This window comes from Curtobacterium sp. BNK-1 (genome assembly GCF_048685235.1).
GTDB lineage: Bacteria > Pseudomonadota > Gammaproteobacteria > Enterobacterales > Enterobacteriaceae > Pantoea > Pantoea agglomerans.
The window spans coordinates 3,062,603-3,081,172 of record NZ_JBLQTJ010000001.1; the positions used below are offsets into that span (position 1 = coordinate 3,062,603).

The window sequence follows — 18,570 nt, forward strand, 5'->3', positions numbered from 1 at the left end:
AGCCGGGCGGGAACAGGCCCGCCTGACCGGTTTTACGCCAGCAGCGCTTTCGCTTTCGCGACAACGTTGTCGACGGTAAAGCCAAACAGTTCGAACAGCTGATCGGCAGGTGCAGATTCGCCGAAGCTGGTCATGCCCACGATAGCGCCGTTCAGGCCGGTGTATTTGAACCAGTAATCAGCGATGCCCGCTTCGATTGCGACGCGTGCGCTGACCGCTTTTGGCAGCACGGATTCACGGTAATCATCACTCTGCTTGTCGAAGGCATCCGTTGATGGCATAGAGACCACGCGCACTTTGCGGCCTTCGCTGGTGAGTTTGTCCCAGGCACCGACAGCCAGTTCAACTTCGGAACCGGTGGCGATCAGGATCAGCTCAGGCGTGCCATCGCAATCTTTCAGCACGTAACCGCCGCGCGCTACGTTAGCCAGCTGTGCCGTGTCACGATCCTGCTGCGCCAGGTTCTGACGGGAGAAGATCAGCGCAGTCGGGCCATCTTTACGCTCAATGGCATATTTCCACGCCACCGCGGATTCAACCTGGTCACATGGACGCCACAGGCTCATGTTTGGCGTGGTGCGCAGGCTCGCCATCTGTTCAACCGGCTGGTGCGTCGGGCCATCTTCGCCCAGACCGATAGAGTCGTGGGTGTAGACCATGATCTGACGGATCTTCATCAGTGCCGCCATACGCGCTGCGTTACGCGCATATTCAACAAACATCAGGAAGGTCGCGGTGTAAGGCAGGAAGCCGCCATGCAGCGCCAGGCCATTGGCGATTGCGGTCATACCGAACTCACGCACGCCGTAGTGGATGTAGTTACCCGCAGCATCTTCGTTAATCGGCTTAGAGCCAGACCAGATTGTCAGGTTGCTGGGTGCCAGATCGGCTGAGCCGCCCAGGTATTCCGGCAGAATTTTACCGAAAGCTTCAATAGCATTCTGTGAGGCTTTACGGCTGGCGATCTTCGCCGGGTTCGCCTGCAGCTGCTCAACGAACTTCTGCGACTCTTCCTGCCAGTTAGCTGGCAGTTCGTTGCTGACGCGGCGTTTAAACTCGGCAGCCAGTTCAGGATGAGCCTGTGCGTAAGCGGCGAATTTCTCATTCCATGCAGACTCTTTCGCCTGGCCCGCTTCTTTCGCGTCCCACTCAGCGTAGATATCAGAAGGAATAACGAACGGCGCGTGGTTCCAGCCCAGCTGCTTGCGGGTCAGTGCCACTTCATCATCACCCAGCGGTGCGCCGTGTGAATCATGGGTACCGGCTTTGTTCGGTGAACCAAAACCGATAACGGTTTTGCACATCAGCAGTGAAGGCTTGTCGCTGACGCTTTTCGCTTCTTCGATCGCTTTCGCAATCGCATCCGCATCGTGACCATCGACGCCGCGCACCACGTGCCAGCCATAAGCTTCAAAGCGCTTAGCGGTGTCGTCGGTGAACCAGCCATCAATGTGACCGTCGATAGAGATACCGTTGTCATCATAAAACGCCACCAGTTTGCCCAGCTTCAGCGTACCGGCCAGTGAGCAGACTTCGTGCGAGATACCTTCCATCATGCAGCCATCACCCATGAAGACATAGGTGTTGTGGTCTACGATGTCATGACCCGGACGGTTGAACTGTGCTGCCAGCGTGCGCTCAGCAATGGCAAAACCTACTGCGTTAGCGATGCCCTGCCCCAGCGGACCGGTAGTGGTTTCAACGCCCACGGTGTAGCCATATTCCGGGTGACCTGGAGTTTTTGAGTGCAGCTGACGGAAGTTTTCCAGTTCGCTCAGGGGCAGATCGTAGCCGGTCAGGTGCAACAGGCTATAGATCAGCATTGAGCCGTGACCGTTAGAGAGCACGAAACGGTCGCGGTCAGCCCACAGCGGGTTGGTTGGGTTGTGGTTCAGGTAGCCGCGCCAGAGTACTTCAGCGATGTCCGCCATGCCCATTGGGGCACCCGGATGTCCCGATTTCGCTTTCTGTACTGCATCCATACTTAACGCACGAATGGCGTTGGCAAGCTCTTTACGAGAGGGCATTTTCTACTCCAGGTCGGATTAATGCTTCGCACCTTAACTTATTGTTATTAATGAGTTACCGGGCAAAACAAGGAAAAAGTTGCCCATCAATGTACATGAGAAACGGGGCAAAAGTACATGCTGTAAAACGCTAAATGCAGCCGCTTCGTATGGCTTTTCCAGCCATATCTGCTAGCAAAGTGCAGACTGGCACGCTATAACCAAATCGTTTATTCACCTGTCTGAGTTTCAGGTGTTTGTTTTTCTTACCTTGTTATGAATGGGATACAGCATGAAAATCAAAAAAATGGTGTTAGCGCTTGGACTGACGACGCTGCTGAGTGGCTGTCAGGGTTTAGACAATAATGCGCTGATGCAGTCGGGCGCGCAGGCGTATCAGGCTTATACCCTCAGCGACGATCAGGTAAAACAGCTGAGCGATAAATCCTGTGAGCAGATGGACAAAGATAATCAGATTGCGCCTGCTAACAGTGATTATCAGCAGCGTCTGAACAAGATCGCGGCGGCGCTGGGCGATAACATCAACGGCGTACCGGCTAACTACAAGGTTTATCAGACCAAAGATGTGAACGCCTGGGCGATGGCAAACGGCTGTATTCGTGTTTACAGCGGTCTGATGGATATGATGACTGACAATGAAGTGGAAGGCGTACTGGGTCATGAGATGGGCCACGTCGCGTTAGGTCATACGCGCAAGGCGATGCAGCTGGCATATGCCACAACTGCGGCCCGCACCGCAGCCGCCTCGGTTGGCGGCGTGATTGGTTCACTGTCGCAGTCGCAGCTGGGTGAAATGGGTGAAAAACTGGTGAATGCGCAATTCTCCCAGACGCAGGAATCACAGGCGGATGACTACTCCTACGACCTGATGAAGAAGCGCAATATCGATCCAATGGGCCTGGCCACCAGCTTTGAAAAGCTGGCGAAGATGGAACAGGGACGTCAGAGTTCGATGTTTGACTCGCATCCCGCCTCTGAAGCGCGCGCCGCGCATATTCGTGAGCGAATTGCTGCCGACAGCAAGTAATTCCGCCTCTGAGCGCGCATGCATCCGGCGTGCGCGCTTAGCCGTGCGAAGTCCGCTAGCGCTTAAATATCTGATCCACCATCGAGCCCAGATCCAGCTTATTGTCATGCAGCGCCTGTTCATCCATGTGTCCCTGCGGCGACATTTTATCAATCAGCTGCGGCAATAGCGCGGCCAGCGTACCCGATGCCCCTTTCACATCGGTGCCGAGTTTGTCGGCCAGTGACTGCAGTTCATCCTGACCAAAAGCAGACTGAATCTCACTGTGGCCAACCGGATGGTTATCGCCGGTGCCGATCCAGGAACCAAACACCTCACCCAGCCCGCCCTGCTGGAATTTTTGCAGCAGCACTTCAATACCGCCCTGCTCCTGCACCCAATGCCAGACAGCCTGTAACTGTCCCGGCGGATGCCCTTCACTCTGGTTGCCATCCAGTGCGCCAGCCAGTTCATCAAGAAAGCCCATGATTATCTCCACTACGCCATTTTTACGCTGTAAGTTTAGTTGCAGATAGGGGTTCGCGCCTGACGGTTACCCGTCGGGGTCAGAAGGGAATCGATCGGATCCGGCAAAGAGAGGAAGATCACAGCAGCGGCGTCTGCCCGATGGACAGGACGCCGCGTTCAGCGCCTGCCGGACTGAAGCCGACAGGCAGCAGGCATCAGCCTTTGTTTACAGCCTGAACATGCAGCATATCCAGCGCCAGCGTAGCCGCTGCCAGTGCCGTCAGATCAGCATGATCGTAACCCGGTGCGACTTCCACCAGATCCATGCCGACAATGTTCATGCCCTGCAGGCCACGGATCAGCTTGGTCGCTTTATCGGTGGTCAGCCCGCCAATCACCGGCGTGCCGGTGCCAGGTGCATGCGCCGGATCCAGACAGTCGATATCGAAGGTCAGATAGACCGGCAGATCGCCGACGGTGCGTTTCACTTCGGCGAGGATATCGTCAACGCTGCGGTCATTGACCTGCGCCGCATCCAGCACGTTGAAGCCCAGGCTCTTGTCGAATTCGGTACGGATACCAATCTGCACTGAGTGCTGCGGATCGATCAGACCCTCTTTCGGCGCGGTAAAGAACATGGTGCCGTGGTCGAAGGTCGGGCCGTTGGAGTAGGTGTCGGTATGCGCATCAAAGTGCACCAGCGCCATCTTGCCGAAGTGTTTTGCATGGGCGCGCAGCAGTGGCAGTGTGACGTAGTGGTCGCCGCCAAAGGTCATCATGCGCTTGCCATTGGCCAGCAGTTTTTCAGCATGGGCCTGCAATTTGTCGGAGAGATCCTGCGAATCACCGAAGGCGTAAACCAGATCGCCGCAATCGACGACGTTCAGACGCTGACGCAGGTCGAAATCCCACGGCCAGCGGCAGCCTTCCCAGGCCAGATTGGTGGAGATCTGGCGAATCGCGCCCGGACCCAGGCGGCTGCCCGGACGACCCGAGGTCGCGGCATCAAACGGCACGCCGGTGATAACCCACTCGGCGTCGCTGTCGTAAGGCTGAAAATTCAGCGGAAAACGCATGAAACCAAAGGCGTTAGAAACCAGGGAGTTGTCGTACTGATTGCCAAGCGTGTTATACATAATTGCTCTCTCTATGTGCGTAAGTCGGGCCAGCCCGCAAACCATTAAGGTTGAGATGAAAAAAATCCCCTCCGCGTCGTTAGGCCCGACGAGGAAGGGATTGAGTGAGTCAGATTATCGACATAGTTAACGGCAACTGCAATATGCGATTACCGGTCGCCAGGATCGATTATTCATCTTCTAAATAGGTATAGCCGTAGAGGCCGCTCTCGAACTCTTCCAGGAACTGCGCGCGCAGCTCTTCGTCGAGATCGGATGCCTGAACCTGATTGCGGAACAGCGCCATCAGCTCGTTGGGATCAAGCTGCACGTAACGCAGCATGTCCGCCACGGTGTCGCCTTCATCGGAGAGCTGCACTTCCACATCGCCATTTTCGCGTGCGTAGACATCCACCGCTTCGGTGTCACCAAACAGGTTATGCATGTTGCCCAGAATTTCCTGATAAGCGCCCACCATAAAGAAGCCTAGCATTGGCGGGTTATCAAGGTCATATTCCGGCATCGGCATGGTCGTCGCGATACCGTCGCCATCCACGTAGTGATCGATGGTGCCATCGGAGTCACAGGTGATGTCGAGCAGCACGGCACGGCGCTCCGGCTTCTTGTTCAGCCCTTCCAGCGGCAGTACCGGGAACAGCTGATCGATACCCCACGCATCCGGCATTGACTGGAACAGCGAGAAGTTAACGTAAATCTTATCCGCCATCCGCTCCTGCAGTTCGTCGATGATTGGACGGTGTGCACGGTTGCTCGGATCGAGATGCTGCTGAATATAGTGGCAGATGCTCAGATAGAGCTGCTCAGCCCATGAACGCTGCTTGAGATCGTAGGTGCCTGACGAGTAGCCGGTATGGATATCAAACAGATCCATCTGGCTGTCATGCAGCCATTCACGCAGCGAACGGCGGGTACTTGGCTCGTGCATCTCCTGCCAGGTTTCCCACATGCTGAGGATCGGGCGCGGCGCATCCGCATCCGGCGTTTCAGGTTCGCTGAACTCGTTGCGCTCCACCCCAATGATGTTGGAGACCAGCACCGTGTGGTGCGCGGTTACGGCACGGCCCGACTCGGTGATCACCGTCGGATGCTCCAGACCGTGCTCATCACAGGCAGCACCAATCGCCCAGATTACGTTGTTGGCGTACTCATTCAGGCCGTAGTTGACCGAGCAGTCAGACTGCGAGCGCGTTCCTTCGTAATCGACGCCCAGACCGCCGCCGACGTCGAAACATTTGATGTTGACGCCCAGCCTGGCCAGTTCGACATAGAAGCGCGCCGACTCACGCACGCCGGTAGCGATGTCGCGGATGTTGGACATCTGCGAGCCCAGATGGAAATGCAGCAGCTGCAGGCTGTCGATGCGACCCGCTTCGCGCATGATCTCAACCAGTTTCAGCACCTGGGTGGCTGACAGGCCAAACTTCGACTTTTCGCCGCCGCTCGACTGCCATTTACCGGAGCCCTGCGAAGCCAGACGTGCACGGATACCAAGACGCGGCACCACATTCAGACGCTCTGCTTCTTCCAGCACCAGCCGCACTTCGGTCATCTTCTCCAGCACCAGATAGACCTTATGGCCCATCTTCTCACCGATCAGCGCCAGACGAATATATTCGCGATCTTTATAGCCGTTACAGACGATCACCGAACGGGTCTGACCGGCGTGCGCCAGCACCGCCATCAGCTCGGCTTTTGAGCCCGCTTCCAGTCCCAGCGGTTCGCCGGAGTGGATCAGTGACTCAATCACGCGTTTATGCTGGTTAACTTTAATCGGGTAAACCAGGAAGTAGTCGCCTTTGTAACCGTAGGATTCACGCGCACGTTTAAAGGCGGCGTTAATGGAACGCAGACGGTGTTGCAGGATCTGCGGGAAGCAGAATAAAGCGGGCAGACGCTGGCCCTGCGCTTCGCGCTCTTTGACCAGACGAGCTAAATCGACGCGCACATCAGGACGATCCGGATCGGGACACACACTGATGTGGCCCAGTTCGTTAACGTCGTAATAGTTGTTGCCCCACCAGGCGATGTTGTAAGTACGCAACATTTTGCTCGCATCCTGATCGTTCATTGCAACCTCCTGCATGGAGCGGAGTGTACCCTGTTCGCCAGCTGACGAACCTTTGATATTCTTCATGTCGTCAGACATCGCGAACCTCAATTTTCCGTTGAAAGATGAAACTGTTAACCGGCTTTATGGCCGCTAATCTGAAAACCTGTTGCCACATTAAACGCAATGTCCTGTTCACCTGACGTTGCCGTCAGCGCGATTCACGCATGAGAGTTAAGTGTAAAACACCCGGGCCATCTCCGTTTAAACAGAGAACATTTAACTGATCTGTATTGACCATGGATAACCTGCGTCGTTCCGCTGCGCGAACGCAGAGAAGAGACAAAACCGATCGAGCAGAGATAAAGATTAGCCTGCGCCTGTGTCGGTAAAATTACCGCATCGGACATCGCGTCGGCAGGAAAGAGAAACAGATGGGAGGCAGGAGAGAGCCAGCGCAGCGCCGCAGCGCAGAGAACCGGAAGAAGAAAAAGCGTGGTTCATTACTTGTATCACCTCCGCATATGCCAGGGGCACATGGAAAACAACCTGGGTGAAAGCCAGACCAGAGTCTGACAGGCGCGACGCAAACAGTGGCGTCATCCTTGCTGCTGCTATCAAAGCAGCGGCGTTTTATACAGTTTACAGCCGTAAAATGCAAAAATATTATCGGGGAATTGCGTGTAGCGTCAGCAAATTATGCCGATAACAGAGACAGGTTAAAGGCTGAAACAGAAAAAGGGCTGGTAATTGGTTTACCCTCTATCCTAAAATAGCCGTCCAGATGGTTTTCCATCTAAACAGGTTACTATCCAGGCGGTGTTGGCCTGCTGTGCTGACACAACCTCACTGCTCGCGGCTTTGCCTGAAGGGGCGTCAGGTCAGACCACCTCACTGGCGCTATGCAGTCGTACTCAAACCATATTTAAGGTAAAGAACAGAATGGCTAAACACCTTTTTACGTCCGAGTCTGTATCAGAAGGACATCCCGATAAAATCGCCGACCAGATCTCCGATGCTGTGCTGGATGCGATCCTTGAACAGGATCCTAAAGCGCGCGTGGCCTGCGAAACCTACGTTAAAACCGGTATGGTGCTGGTTGGCGGTGAAATCACCACCAGCGCCTGGGTTGATATCGAAGAGATCACCCGTAAAACCGTACGTGAAATCGGCTATGTCCATTCCGATATGGGCTTTGACGCCAACTCCTGCGCGGTATTAAGCGCGATTGGTAAACAGTCTCAGGATATCAATCAGGGCGTTGACCGTACCGATCCGCTTGAACAGGGCGCGGGCGACCAGGGCCTGATGTTCGGCTATGCCACCAACGAAACAGACGTGCTGATGCCTGCGCCGGTGACCTATGCGCACCGTCTGGTACAGCGTCAGGCTGAAGTGCGTAAAAACGGCACCCTGCCGTGGCTGCGCCCGGATGCCAAGAGCCAGGTCACTTTCCAGTATGACGATGGCAAAATCGTGGGCATCGATGCAGTTGTGCTCTCTACCCAGCACGCTGAATCCATCAGCCAGAAAGATCTGCAGGAAGCGGTGATGGAAGAGATCATCAAGCCGGTTCTGCCTGCAGAGTGGCTGAGCGCCTCGACCAAATATCACATCAACCCAACCGGTCGCTTTGTGATCGGCGGCCCGATGGGCGATTGCGGTCTGACCGGTCGTAAAATCATCGTAGACACCTACGGCGGCATGGCGCGTCATGGTGGCGGTGCGTTCTCGGGTAAAGATCCATCTAAAGTTGACCGCTCTGCAGCCTATGCGGCGCGTTACGTGGCGAAAAACATCGTAGCGGCCGGCCTGGCTGACCGTTGTGAAATCCAGGTCTCCTACGCTATCGGCGTGGCTGAACCCACTTCTATCATGGTGGAAACCTTCGGCACCGAGAAAATCTCTACCGAACAGCTGACGCTGCTGGTGCGCGAGTTCTTCGACCTGCGTCCATATGGTCTGATCCAGATGCTGGATCTGCTGCACCCAATCTATAAAGAGACCGCAGCTTACGGTCACTTTGGTCGTGAACATTTCCCATGGGAAAAAACCGACAAAGCTGCCCTGCTGCGTGAAGCGGCTGGCCTGTAAGGTTACCGGCTGCTGATAAAAACCCTGCCACTGCGGCAGGGTTTTTTATTGCCTTTTCAGCCCCATTGCTAACCGGAGCAATTTTGCTCCCGCTACCCTTCTGAACGACAGGCCAGCGCAATTTCTGGTGAGCGCGTGACGACAAAAAAAACGCATCTGCCCGACATCTTCTTCTCTCTGCAGCAAATTTTCAGTTCTCAGCTACACTTCTTTTCGCTTTTTCTGACGACTAAATGTTAACGATTACAAATTGAAATGCTTTGTTTATCCGATATTTAGGAATTAACGCACGTAGTTATTCTGCTGAAAATGCGTTATTTTCAGCGTCGTCTGATAGCCAGTAAATAGAGCATTGTCAGAAACTTAATGAGTGCTATACCTCACTGGTTAATTAATCTTTCCGGGAAAAATATGCTGAATTTCAGGGTTTCAGCGTGTGTAAGCGATTACACTGATGTGATCAGGCTCACTTTTTTCCCGCAAAAGGTTTTTTAACATTGATAAAAACAATGATGGATAAACCTGGAGGCTAAAATGCCTGGCAATACACACAAAAGCAGAACTTCAAATAAGGCGATGACCTTATTTGTCTGCTTTCTGGCGGCACTTGCGGGTCTGCTGTTCGGTCTGGATATCGGCGTTATCGCCGGTGCTCTGCCGTTTATCGCAAAGGACTTTAACGTCACCCCTCATCAGCAGGAGTGGATCGTCAGTTCCATGATGTTTGGTGCGGCGGTCGGTGCTATCGGCAGCGGCTGGATGTCATCCCGCCTGGGCCGTAAAAAAAGCCTGATGGCCGGTGCGATTCTGTTCGTTATCGGTTCACTCTGGTCGGCGATGTCGCCAAACCCGGAAATGCTGATCAGCGCCCGCGTTCTGCTGGGTCTGGCAGTCGGTATCGCCTCTTATACCGCCCCGCTTTATCTTTCTGAGATCGCTCCGGAAAAAATTCGCGGCAGTATGATTTCGCTTTATCAGCTGATGATCACCATCGGTATTCTTGGTGCTTACCTGTCCGATACGGCGTTCAGCTTTACCGGCAACTGGCGCTGGATGCTGGGCATCATCACTATTCCGGCACTGTTGCTGCTGGTCGGCGTTTTCTTCCTGCCAAACAGCCCACGCTGGCTGGCGGCGCGAGGCAACTTCCGCGATGCACAACGCGTACTGGATCGTCTGCGTGACACCAGCGAGCAGGCAAAACGTGAGCTGGAAGAGATCCGTGAAAGCCTGAAGATCAAACAGTCTGGCTGGGGTCTGTTCACCAGCAGCAGCCACTTCCGTCGTGCGGTCTATCTCGGCATCCTGCTGCAGGTGATGCAGCAGTTTACCGGCATGAACGTCATCATGTACTACGCGCCAAAAATCTTTGAAATCGCGGGCTTTACCAACACCACCCAGCAGATGTGGGGCACGGTGATTGTGGGTCTGGTTAACGTACTGGCGACCTTTATTGCCATTGGCCTGGTGGATCGCTGGGGTCGTAAACCTACCCTGATTCTGGGCTTTATGGTGATGGCAGCCGGTATGGGCGTTCTGGGTACGATGCTGCACTTCGGCATTCACTCGCCGGGCGCACAGTACTTTGCGGTAGGTATGCTGCTGATGTTCATCATCGGTTTTGCGATGTCAGCCGGTCCGTTGATCTGGGTACTCTGTTCCGAAATTCAGCCGCTGAAAGGCCGCGATTTCGGTATCACTGTCTCCACCACCACCAACTGGATCGCGAACATGATCGTAGGTGCGACCTTCCTGACGATGCTGAATACGCTGGGCAATGCGAACACCTTCTGGGTCTACGCACTGCTTAACCTGTTCTTCATTCTGCTGACGGTGATGCTGATCCCTGAGACCAAAAACGTTTCGCTGGAACACATCGAACGTAACCTGATGGCAGGTAAAAAACTGCGCGACATCGGTTCACGCGATTAATTTTACCCGGTAAAAAACGCGGTAAAAAAAACGGCGGGGTTTCTCTGGAAACCCCGCCGTTTTTATTTGTTCAACGCCCCACTACGCTGTGGTTACCCGCGTTACCGGCAGGGGCCGCCGTATGCAGCAGAGCGCCAGCGCCATAATGAAAATGGTCGCGGTCTGATTATAGGGCAGCACCGAATCGGTCAGTCCGGTGGTAAATAGCGCCACCATCGGCAGTGCCACGCCCCGCAGATCACACTTCTTCAGCCAGCCCGCCAGCACCGTCAGATAGAGCAGCGCCAGCGACGCCGTACCCAGCCAGCCCTGCAATGACGTCACTTCGAGGAACTCATTGTGCATGTTGTATTTAACGTTGGTGAAGCCTTCAACATTGAGAGGATAGTGCGCAGTGATGAACTGACGCGCCTCAGTGGTGCGCGCATCCGGCGTCGCAAAACCGCCATGGTGCTCAATAAAGTTGACCGCCCCGCCCCAGATGGCGACACGTGCGCCCAGCGAGGTCGAACTGTTTGAACCAAAGTTCTCAATATCCTGCACTCCCTCTACCCAGCGGTTGCTGGTCATCAGAATCAGCACCGCCATTACGCCCACCAGCAGAGCGCTAATCCGCCAGTTGGTCAGCAGCGACAGCCGGTAGGTCTGCACCAGGAACAGCAGCCCCACGGCAATCAGCGCAATCAGGGTCACACGGGTGCCGCACAGGTAGAGCAAGGCAAAGGTCACTGCCAGCACAGCGATATCTGCCACCTTCCAGTAAGCGTGCGTCTCATAGCGGCTTAGCCACAGCCAGGCACAATAGATAAACAGAATCATGTAAGAAGACATGGAGGCGGCTTCGGTGGTGAGCTTGATGCGGATATTCTCAGTGTAGAGATGCTCGTGGATACCAAAGCCCAGCGTAATCAGCAGGCCAAGAAGGATGAGCCCTTTTCCGACGCGTAGCGTAGTCAGGGAGACACGATCCCCATAAACAGCCAGACTGAGCAGCACAAAGGCACCCATCAACAGCCGCTTCGCGCCCAGCAGATAGTTGCCCATATTAGTGATGGCATCGCCTGAGGGCGCGGTTTCGATCCCCTTCACGTGAATCGCCCAGAACAGCCGAATCAGGGCAAAGATAATCAGCACAGCAAACAGGGCGATATAAAAACCGTTCTCTTTAAACTCCACCCGCCTGCGCACCAGGCCATACAGCACGGACGCGACAGAGAGATAAGAGACCAGATAGAATATTTTTTGCGGCAGGCCGGTAACAAACATATTCAGCGACAGCGCCAGGCAGAGCGCAATAACTGAAAAATTAACCATTAACGTTAATCCATTGCGACTGATTTTATTCGTCATGCTTAACCTCAGTAAGGCGGTTAAACACACTCATCAGGTGCTTCATATAATTTTCCTCATAAAAACCGGTGATGCTCGCTTTAATAGCCTGATGATCGGGGAAGTAGAAATCCCCGCTCATGGCGTTGAGAATCGCGGCCAGCGCCATGCTGTCATGGGTGGGATAGAGCTGACCATTAATACCGTTCTGAATAATTTCCGCCGGGCCGCTGATACAGTCGGATGAAACACAGTAGACGCCGCGCGACATCGCCTCCAGCAGGATCAGCGGGAAGCCTTCGAAGTTAGAGGTCATGACCAGGCAGGTGACCTGTCTGATATGGCGGATGACATACTCCCAGGCATTCTCCTGCCAGCCATGCCAGGTGATGCGATCCTGAATGCCGAGTTGCGTCACGTAGTGCTGACATTGCGTCAGATCTTCCCCGTCACCCACTATCTCCAGCGTCCAGGGCGCATCCAGTTGCTGCAGGGCATCAAACAGATCTTTAAGCTGTTTTTGCCGCTGATAATGGACGCGACCAATATAGAGAAACTTCAGCGCCTGGGGTCTGCCGATTACCGTGTCATTGCGTTTGATCGGGTTATAGATCACGTCAACGTCAGTGGCGCGTGCGCCCAGTTCCACCAGCTGCTCTTTAATCTGATTACTGATCGCAAAATGGTGATCGGCCCGCAGCAGATAATGGGGACGATAACGTTCACGCGGAGGCAGGTGCATCCAGCTCGACAACACGATTTTACGTCCTGAAAGCGTGATTGCCCGGCGCGTCATCAGGCAGGGAATGGTGTTGAGGGTCAGGACATGATCGGGCTGATAACGACGAAAGAAGGCGGCCATTCTCAGCGTATGAATAAGATTTTTTATTTTCTTATTCCGCAGCGTGCAGACGCTCTCAGCCAGAACAGCATTGGCGGTCCAGGCGCGGGAGTGGCTCTCCTCTCCGCTGTTGATAATAAACAGCCCTGCTTCGGTACCGGGTTCCGCATTCAGGGCCGTGATCAACTGACCGGTCACATTTTCCATCCCACCACGACCGGCCATCAGATCCGTCACCAGCACAATCCGTTGTTTCCTGACGTTATCATTATTTTTCATTGGTTTATCCATGCCCTGTGCCGTTCGCTTTTCATCCATCCACTCTGCGGTGAATGTCATTAATAGAATATTCTAAAAAAGCCCATAACAATATTTAAACCAGAAATTTTCCCCCAGCCAGAACCACACTTGTCGCTGGCGACGTTGAGTTCCTGCGCGGCGGCGATTATTCTGAGCGCCATGAAAACGCCTCGTCTCCCCATTGCCCTGCAGCAGGCCGTAATGCGCTCGCTGCGCCAGTCGCTTGAACGTGCGAATCAGGCGCTGAAAACCCGTTATCCGGAACCGAAGCTGCTCTACCAGCAGCGTGGTACGGCGGCGGGCACCGCCTGGCTGACGTCCTGGGAAATTCGCATCAATCCGGTGCTGCTGCTGGAAAACCAGCAGGCATTTATCGATGAAGTGGTGCCGCATGAGCTGGCGCATCTGCTGGTCTGGAAGCAATTTGGTCGCGTCGCGCCGCACGGCAAAGAGTGGAAGTGGATGATGGAGCAGGTGCTAGGCGTTCCGGCACGGCGTACTCACCAGTTTGAGATCGCATCCGTGCGCAGCAACACCTTTGCCTACCGCTGTCAGTGCCAGCAGCATCAGCTGACCGTGCGCCGCCACAATCGAATACTGCGCAAAGAGAGTGAATATCGCTGCGTGCACTGTGGCAGCCTGCTGACCGCGGGTGAATTTGTCGCGTCCTGAGAAGAATCCCCATTCCGCCCTATTCCACATTCTGTTACCCTGCCGCCCTTTTTCGTACTGAGTAGAAATCTGGAATATGTCTCGCATACTAAGTCTGGCGGTTGCGCTGCTGTTTGCGCCCGCCTCTGACGCCCTTAACCTGAATAACTATCATCAAAATAACTTTCAGCAGGCCAAAACCTTTGCGGCGGCGATCAACGCCGATGCGCCGGGTTCTTTTTACTGTGGCTGTAAGATTCAGTGGCAGGGAAAAAAGGGGATTCCCGATCTCAACAGCTGTGGCTATCAGGTGCGCAAAAACGCCAATCGCGCCGCACGCATTGAGTGGGAACATGTGATGCCCGCCTGGGAGTTTGGCCATCAGCGTCAGTGCTGGCAGGATGGCGGTCGTAAAAACTGCAGCAAAGATCCCGACTACCGCCGCATCGAAACCGACCTGCACAACCTGCAGCCTGCGGTGGGTGAAGTGAATGGCGACCGTGGCAACTTCGCCTACAGTCAATGGAACGGCAGCGAGCAGCAGTACGGCCAGTGTGAGATGAAGATCGACTTTAAACTCAAACAGGCGGAGCCACCTGCGCGGGCGCGTGGTGCCATTGCCCGCACCTATTTCTATATGCGCGACCAGTATCATCTGCGTATTTCGCGCCAGCAGACGCAGCTGTTTACCGCCTGGAACAAGCTCTATCCCGTGACAATTTGGGAGTGCGAACGCGACCAGCGCATTGCAAAGGTTCAGGGCAATCACAATCCTTATGTGCAGCAGGCTTGCCAGCGCTAAAATCCCTGCCCTACACTAGCTCTTTTTCCAATGACGCCGCTGCAGCGCGGCGTCCGGTCTCAGGAACCTTATGCGTATACCTCGCATCTATCACGCCGGGCCATTAAGCATCGGCAGTGAAATTACCCTGGATGAAGATGCATCCAATCATGTGGGCCGGGTGCTCCGGATGACGGCAGGTCAGCGTCTGGAACTCTTTGATGGCACTAATCTGACTTTTGCAGCAGAGATCACGCATGTTGATAAAAAGCGTGTAAAAGTATCGGTCACAGAGAGCCAGCCGGACGATCGCGAGTCACCGTTACATCTGCATTTAGGTCAGGTGATGTCGCGCGGTGAAAAAATGGAATTCACTATCCAGAAATCGATCGAACTGGGCGTGAATGTCATTACACCCTTGTTTTCCGAGCGCTGTGGCGTAAAGCTTGATGCTGAGCGTCTGGCGAAGAAGATCCAGCAGTGGCAGAAAATTGCTATTGCCGCCTGCGAGCAGTGCGGCCGTAATCGCGTGCCGGAGATTCGTGAAGCGATGACGCTGGAAGCCTGGTGCGCAGAAGCAGATAGCGGTCTGAAGCTTAATCTGCATCCGCGCGCCAGCCACAGCATCAACACGCTGCCCCAGCCTGTTGAGCGGGTAAGGTTGCTGATTGGCCCTGAAGGCGGTTTGTCTGCGGACGAGATTGCGATGACGGCGCAGCACGATTTTACTGACATTCTGCTTGGCCCACGGGTATTGCGTACCGAAACTACCGCGCTGACGGCCATTACGGCACTTCAGGTGAGGTTTGGCGACCTGGGTTAAGCGATACTTTCAGCGGAAAGAGAGCAGGCATGATGTCCTGACCGATCGGCCCACTGCAGACCGAACCAGACGAGGCGGTAAATACCGCCTCACCGAGGAGATAATAATGATTAAACTTGGCATCGTGATGGACCCTATTTCGTCCATCAATATTAAAAAAGACTCCAGCTTCGCTATGCTGCTGGAAGCACAGCGCCGTGGTTATGAAATTCACTACATGGAGATGCACGATCTCTCCCTGCGCGGTGGCGTGGCCTCTGCCCGCACCCGCCTGCTGACCGTTGAGCAGAATCCTGAGAACTGGTATCAGTTCGGTAGCGAGCAGGTGATCCCGCTGGCTGACCTGAATGTGGTGCTGATGCGCAAAGATCCGCCATTCGATACCGAGTTCATCTATGCGACCTATATTCTGGAGCGCGCTGAAGAGCTGGGGACGCTGATCGTGAACAAACCGCAGAGCCTGCGTGACTGTAACGAAAAGCTCTACACCGCCTGGTTTGCCGAGTTTACGCCTGACACCCTGGTGACCCGCAGCAAAGCGCAGCTGCGCGCTTTCTGGCAGGAGCATGGCGACATCATCATGAAGCCGCTGGATGGCATGGGTGGTGCGTCGATTTTCCGCGTGAAGAAAGATGATCCTAACTTTGGCGTGATTACCGAAACCCTGACCGAGCATGAGAGCCGTTTCTGCATGGCGCAGAATTATATTGCGGCGATCACCGAGGGTGACAAACGCGTGCTGGTCGTCGATGGCGAGCCGGTGCCTTACTGCCTGGCGCGTATCCCGCAGGGCGGTGAAACGCGTGGTAACCTCGCTGCCGGTGGTCGCGGTGAAGCGCGTCCGCTGAGCGAAAGCGACTGGGAAATCGCGCGCCGTGTTGGCCCGACGCTGAAAGCAAAAGGGCTGATTTTTGTCGGTCTGGACATCATCGGTGATAAACTGACTGAAGTTAACGTGACCAGCCCAACCTGCATTCGTGAAATTGAGGCTGCGTTCCCGATCTCCATCACCGGCATGTTGATGGATGCCATTGAGAAGCGCCTGGGCTGAGCATGACGCCGGGGCGAAGCTCCGTGATCAACCCAATACCGGTGCGGCCGTCGCGTGCCGGTTATTTTTTTGGTACATCGTGTGAGAATGAATTTACAACATCACTTTTTGATTGCCATGCCTTCATTGCAGGATCCTTTCTTCAAACGTTCCGTGGTCTATCTCTGCGAACATAATGAAGAGGGTGCAATGGGACTGATCATCAATAAACCCATGGAAAACCTGACGGTTGAAGGCATTCTGAAGAAGCTCAAAATCTCTGCTGACGATCGCGATCCGGCGATCAAGCTGGATAAACCGGTGTTTACCGGCGGCCCGCTGGCGGAAGATCGTGGCTTTATCCTGCACTCCGCGCAACGCACCTTTACCTCCAGTATTCGTGTTTCAGATAACACGATCATCACCACGTCCCGTGACGTGCTGGAGTCGATCGGTACGGCGTCTCAGCCCACTAACGTGCTGGTTGCTCTGGGTTACTGCGCCTGGGAAAAAGATCAGCTGGAGAATGAGCTGATGGAAAATGCCTGGCTGACCACGCCCGCTAACAGCAACATCCTGTTCCAGACGCCGATTTCAGAGCGCTGGCGCGAAGCGGCGCGCAGTATTGGCGTCGATATTCACAACATGGCCAGCGACGCCGGACACGCCTGATGTCAACTCAAACTCTGTTAGGATTCGACTTCGGCACCAAAAGTATTGGTGTCGCCGTAGGTCAGCAACTCACTGGCAGCGCCCGTCCGCTGACCGCCCTGAAAGCGCAGGATGGCATCCCGGACTGGCTGGTAATTGAAAAACTGCTGAAAGAGTGGCAGCCCGATTTTGTGGTGGTGGGATTACCGCTGAATATGGATGGCACCGAGCAGCCGCTGACCGATCGCGCACGTAAATTTGCCAACCGCCTGCACGGGCGCTTTGGCATCCGCGTGGAGCTGCAGGATGAACGACTCAGCACGGTAGAAGCGCGTGCTGGCCTGTTTGAACGCGGCGGCTATCGCGCGCTCAATAAAGGATCGGTCGACTCACAGTCTGCTGCCATCATTTTGCAGGACTGGTTCGAAAACCATTACTGACATCCTCACTCAATCAGTCCGGCTGCCTGACGCGCCAGCCTGCTCTGCTCAAACGTCTGCATACCGGCCTGTGCGCCGGTTTGTAACAGCGCAGGGATCTGGTGCATCTTGCCTTCTCTGATCAGATTGGTGATGCCCGGTGTGGCGATCAGTACCTCAAACAGTCCGATGCGCGAACCGGCAACTGATGGCACCAGCCGCTGTGCAATTACCGCTTTCAGGCTGCCCGCCAGCTGAGTACGCACCAGCTGTTTCTCCTCTGCCGGAAAGACATCAACCAGCCGATCCACCGCCTGCGCTGCGCCACGCGTGTGCAGCGTCGCCAGCACCAGATGGCCGGTCTCCGCAGCCGTCAGTGCCTGACGAATAGTGTCGCTGTCGCGCAGTTCGCCCAGCAGGATGACGTCGGGATCTTCACGCAGTGCTGCCTTTACCCCCAGCGAGAACGAACCGCAGTGCAGGCCGATTTCCCGCTGCTGTATCAGCGACTGCTGGCTGTGATGGATAAATTCAATCGGATCTTCCAGCGTGATGATATGCCGCGCCTGCTGGCGGTTCAGCGCATCGACCAGCGCCGCCAGCGTGGTTGATTTACCGCTGCCGGTCGCACCCGTCACCAGAATCAGCCCATCCTGCTGCTCCAGCAGCGTCGGGACAATGGCGGGCAGTTGCAGGCTCGCAAGCGTCGGACATGCCGTGGCGATGATGCGCAGTGCCAGTGACAGGCCGTTGCGCTGCATAAAGAGATTGGCGCGCAGACGCTGACCATCGGCCAGGCTCAGGGCGAAATCGAGCTGCCCTGCGCGCTCCAGCTCCTGACGCTGCGGGTCACTGAGCCAGCGGGCCATAAACTGCGCCATCCATGCGCCAGAAAGCGGGCACTGCTGCGGCATCGCCTCCAGCCTTCCCTGCCGCCGCCAGTAGGGCAAATGTCCGCTGCAAAGGTGCAGATCGGCGGCATTATGCTTTACACTAAGCCCCACCATTTCATCCAGATTCATAATTTCTCCTGAC

17 protein-coding genes are annotated in these 18,570 nt (G+C 55.1%); 9 read left to right on the plus strand and 8 right to left on the minus strand.

Annotated elements, in window-relative coordinates; translation table 11 throughout:
- Nucleotides 1–32: 32 nt before the first annotated feature.
- The gene (gene tkt, locus ACMGGP_RS14460; protein WP_033772545.1) at nucleotides 33–2,027 is read right to left on the minus strand and encodes a transketolase; all 1,995 of its coding nucleotides are present in this window, start codon (nucleotides 2,025–2,027) and stop codon (nucleotides 33–35) included.
- Nucleotides 2,028–2,298: 271 nt separating this feature from the next.
- Here tkt and loiP point away from each other — a divergent pair, with 271 nt between their 5' ends.
- Nucleotides 2,299–3,054, plus strand: a complete 756-nt coding sequence (gene loiP / locus ACMGGP_RS14465) for a metalloprotease LoiP (RefSeq protein ID WP_031592558.1) — start codon at nucleotides 2,299–2,301, stop codon at nucleotides 3,052–3,054.
- Between the two features lie 55 nt (nucleotides 3,055–3,109).
- On the opposite strand, the gene ACMGGP_RS14470 is transcribed toward loiP, so the two are convergent.
- The 3 genes from ACMGGP_RS14470 to speA form a co-directional block, all read right to left on the minus strand.
- Entirely contained in the window at nucleotides 3,110–3,520 is a 411-nt protein-coding gene (locus ACMGGP_RS14470) for a YidB family protein (protein ID WP_010248845.1), read from the minus strand.
- Between the two features lie 196 nt (nucleotides 3,521–3,716).
- The gene (speB, locus tag ACMGGP_RS14475; RefSeq protein ID WP_010248847.1) at nucleotides 3,717–4,637 is read right to left on the minus strand and encodes an agmatinase; all 921 of its coding nucleotides are present in this window, start codon (nucleotides 4,635–4,637) and stop codon (nucleotides 3,717–3,719) included.
- 169 nt (nucleotides 4,638–4,806) lie between these two features.
- The gene (speA, locus tag ACMGGP_RS14480) at nucleotides 4,807–6,705 is read right to left on the minus strand and encodes a biosynthetic arginine decarboxylase (protein WP_498798584.1); all 1,899 of its coding nucleotides are present in this window, start codon (nucleotides 6,703–6,705) and stop codon (nucleotides 4,807–4,809) included.
- A gap of 921 nt (nucleotides 6,706–7,626) precedes the next feature.
- Between speA and metK the strand changes: the two genes are divergently transcribed.
- Together metK and ACMGGP_RS14490 are read left to right on the plus strand one after the other, a co-directional pair.
- A complete protein-coding gene (gene metK / locus ACMGGP_RS14485; RefSeq protein WP_010248851.1) occupies nucleotides 7,627–8,778 on the plus strand; it encodes a methionine adenosyltransferase in 1,152 nt (383 codons plus the stop codon).
- A gap of 534 nt (nucleotides 8,779–9,312) precedes the next feature.
- Nucleotides 9,313–10,710 carry a sugar porter family MFS transporter gene (locus tag ACMGGP_RS14490; RefSeq protein ID WP_010248855.1) on the plus strand — a complete coding sequence of 466 codons (1,398 nt, stop codon included), beginning with the start codon at nucleotides 9,313–9,315 and terminating at the stop codon, nucleotides 10,708–10,710.
- An 81-nt stretch (nucleotides 10,711–10,791) separates the two neighbouring features.
- On the opposite strand, the gene ACMGGP_RS14495 is transcribed toward ACMGGP_RS14490, so the two are convergent.
- Genes ACMGGP_RS14495 through ACMGGP_RS14505 form a run of 3 tightly spaced genes read right to left on the minus strand, consistent with a single transcriptional unit; the run spans nucleotide 10,792 to nucleotide 13,341 of the window.
- A complete protein-coding gene (locus ACMGGP_RS14495) occupies nucleotides 10,792–12,024 on the minus strand; it encodes an O-antigen ligase family protein (protein WP_157353660.1) in 1,233 nt (410 codons plus the stop codon).
- A gap of 25 nt (nucleotides 12,025–12,049) precedes the next feature.
- Nucleotides 12,050–13,159: a glycosyltransferase gene (locus tag ACMGGP_RS14500; protein WP_498798585.1), complete on the minus strand. Its 1,110-nt coding sequence runs from the start codon at nucleotides 13,157–13,159 to the stop codon at nucleotides 12,050–12,052.
- 59 nt (nucleotides 13,160–13,218) lie between these two features.
- Complete coding sequence (locus tag ACMGGP_RS14505) at nucleotides 13,219–13,341, minus strand: hypothetical protein (RefSeq protein ID WP_259393884.1); 123 nt, start codon at nucleotides 13,339–13,341, stop codon at nucleotides 13,219–13,221.
- Here ACMGGP_RS14505 and ACMGGP_RS14510 point away from each other — a divergent pair.
- The 6 genes from ACMGGP_RS14510 to ruvX all read left to right on the plus strand — a co-directional run bounded on the left by ACMGGP_RS14510 (nucleotide 13,340) and on the right by ruvX (nucleotide 17,556).
- On the plus strand, nucleotides 13,340–13,852 hold the full coding sequence (locus ACMGGP_RS14510; protein ID WP_489378171.1) for a SprT family zinc-dependent metalloprotease: 513 nt from the start codon (nucleotides 13,340–13,342) through the stop codon (nucleotides 13,850–13,852). The genes ACMGGP_RS14505 and ACMGGP_RS14510 overlap by 2 nt on opposite strands.
- A 76-nt stretch (nucleotides 13,853–13,928) precedes the next feature.
- Complete coding sequence (gene endA, locus ACMGGP_RS14515; RefSeq protein WP_346541674.1) at nucleotides 13,929–14,633, plus strand: deoxyribonuclease I; 705 nt, start codon at nucleotides 13,929–13,931, stop codon at nucleotides 14,631–14,633.
- A gap of 70 nt (nucleotides 14,634–14,703) precedes the next feature.
- Nucleotides 14,704–15,435, plus strand: a complete 732-nt coding sequence (rsmE, locus tag ACMGGP_RS14520; RefSeq protein ID WP_010248866.1) for a 16S rRNA (uracil(1498)-N(3))-methyltransferase — start codon at nucleotides 14,704–14,706, stop codon at nucleotides 15,433–15,435.
- Nucleotides 15,436–15,541: 106 nt separating this feature from the next.
- Nucleotides 15,542–16,486 (plus strand): glutathione synthase, encoded by a 945-nt coding sequence (gene gshB / locus ACMGGP_RS14525; RefSeq protein ID WP_010248868.1) that lies wholly within the window; start codon nucleotides 15,542–15,544, stop codon nucleotides 16,484–16,486.
- Between the two features lie 87 nt (nucleotides 16,487–16,573).
- Complete coding sequence (locus ACMGGP_RS14530; RefSeq protein WP_010248870.1) at nucleotides 16,574–17,137, plus strand: YqgE/AlgH family protein; 564 nt, start codon at nucleotides 16,574–16,576, stop codon at nucleotides 17,135–17,137.
- Nucleotides 17,137–17,556 carry a Holliday junction resolvase RuvX gene (ruvX, locus tag ACMGGP_RS14535; protein ID WP_003853387.1) on the plus strand — a complete coding sequence of 140 codons (420 nt, stop codon included), beginning with the start codon at nucleotides 17,137–17,139 and terminating at the stop codon, nucleotides 17,554–17,556. Before ACMGGP_RS14530 ends, ruvX begins: the two co-directional genes overlap by 1 nt.
- A gap of 5 nt (nucleotides 17,557–17,561) precedes the next feature.
- Here ruvX and ACMGGP_RS14540 read toward each other — a convergent pair whose 3' ends face one another.
- The gene (locus tag ACMGGP_RS14540) at nucleotides 17,562–18,557 is read right to left on the minus strand and encodes a type IV pilus twitching motility protein PilT (protein WP_033780717.1); all 996 of its coding nucleotides are present in this window, start codon (nucleotides 18,555–18,557) and stop codon (nucleotides 17,562–17,564) included.
- Nucleotides 18,558–18,570 lie beyond the last annotated feature (13 nt).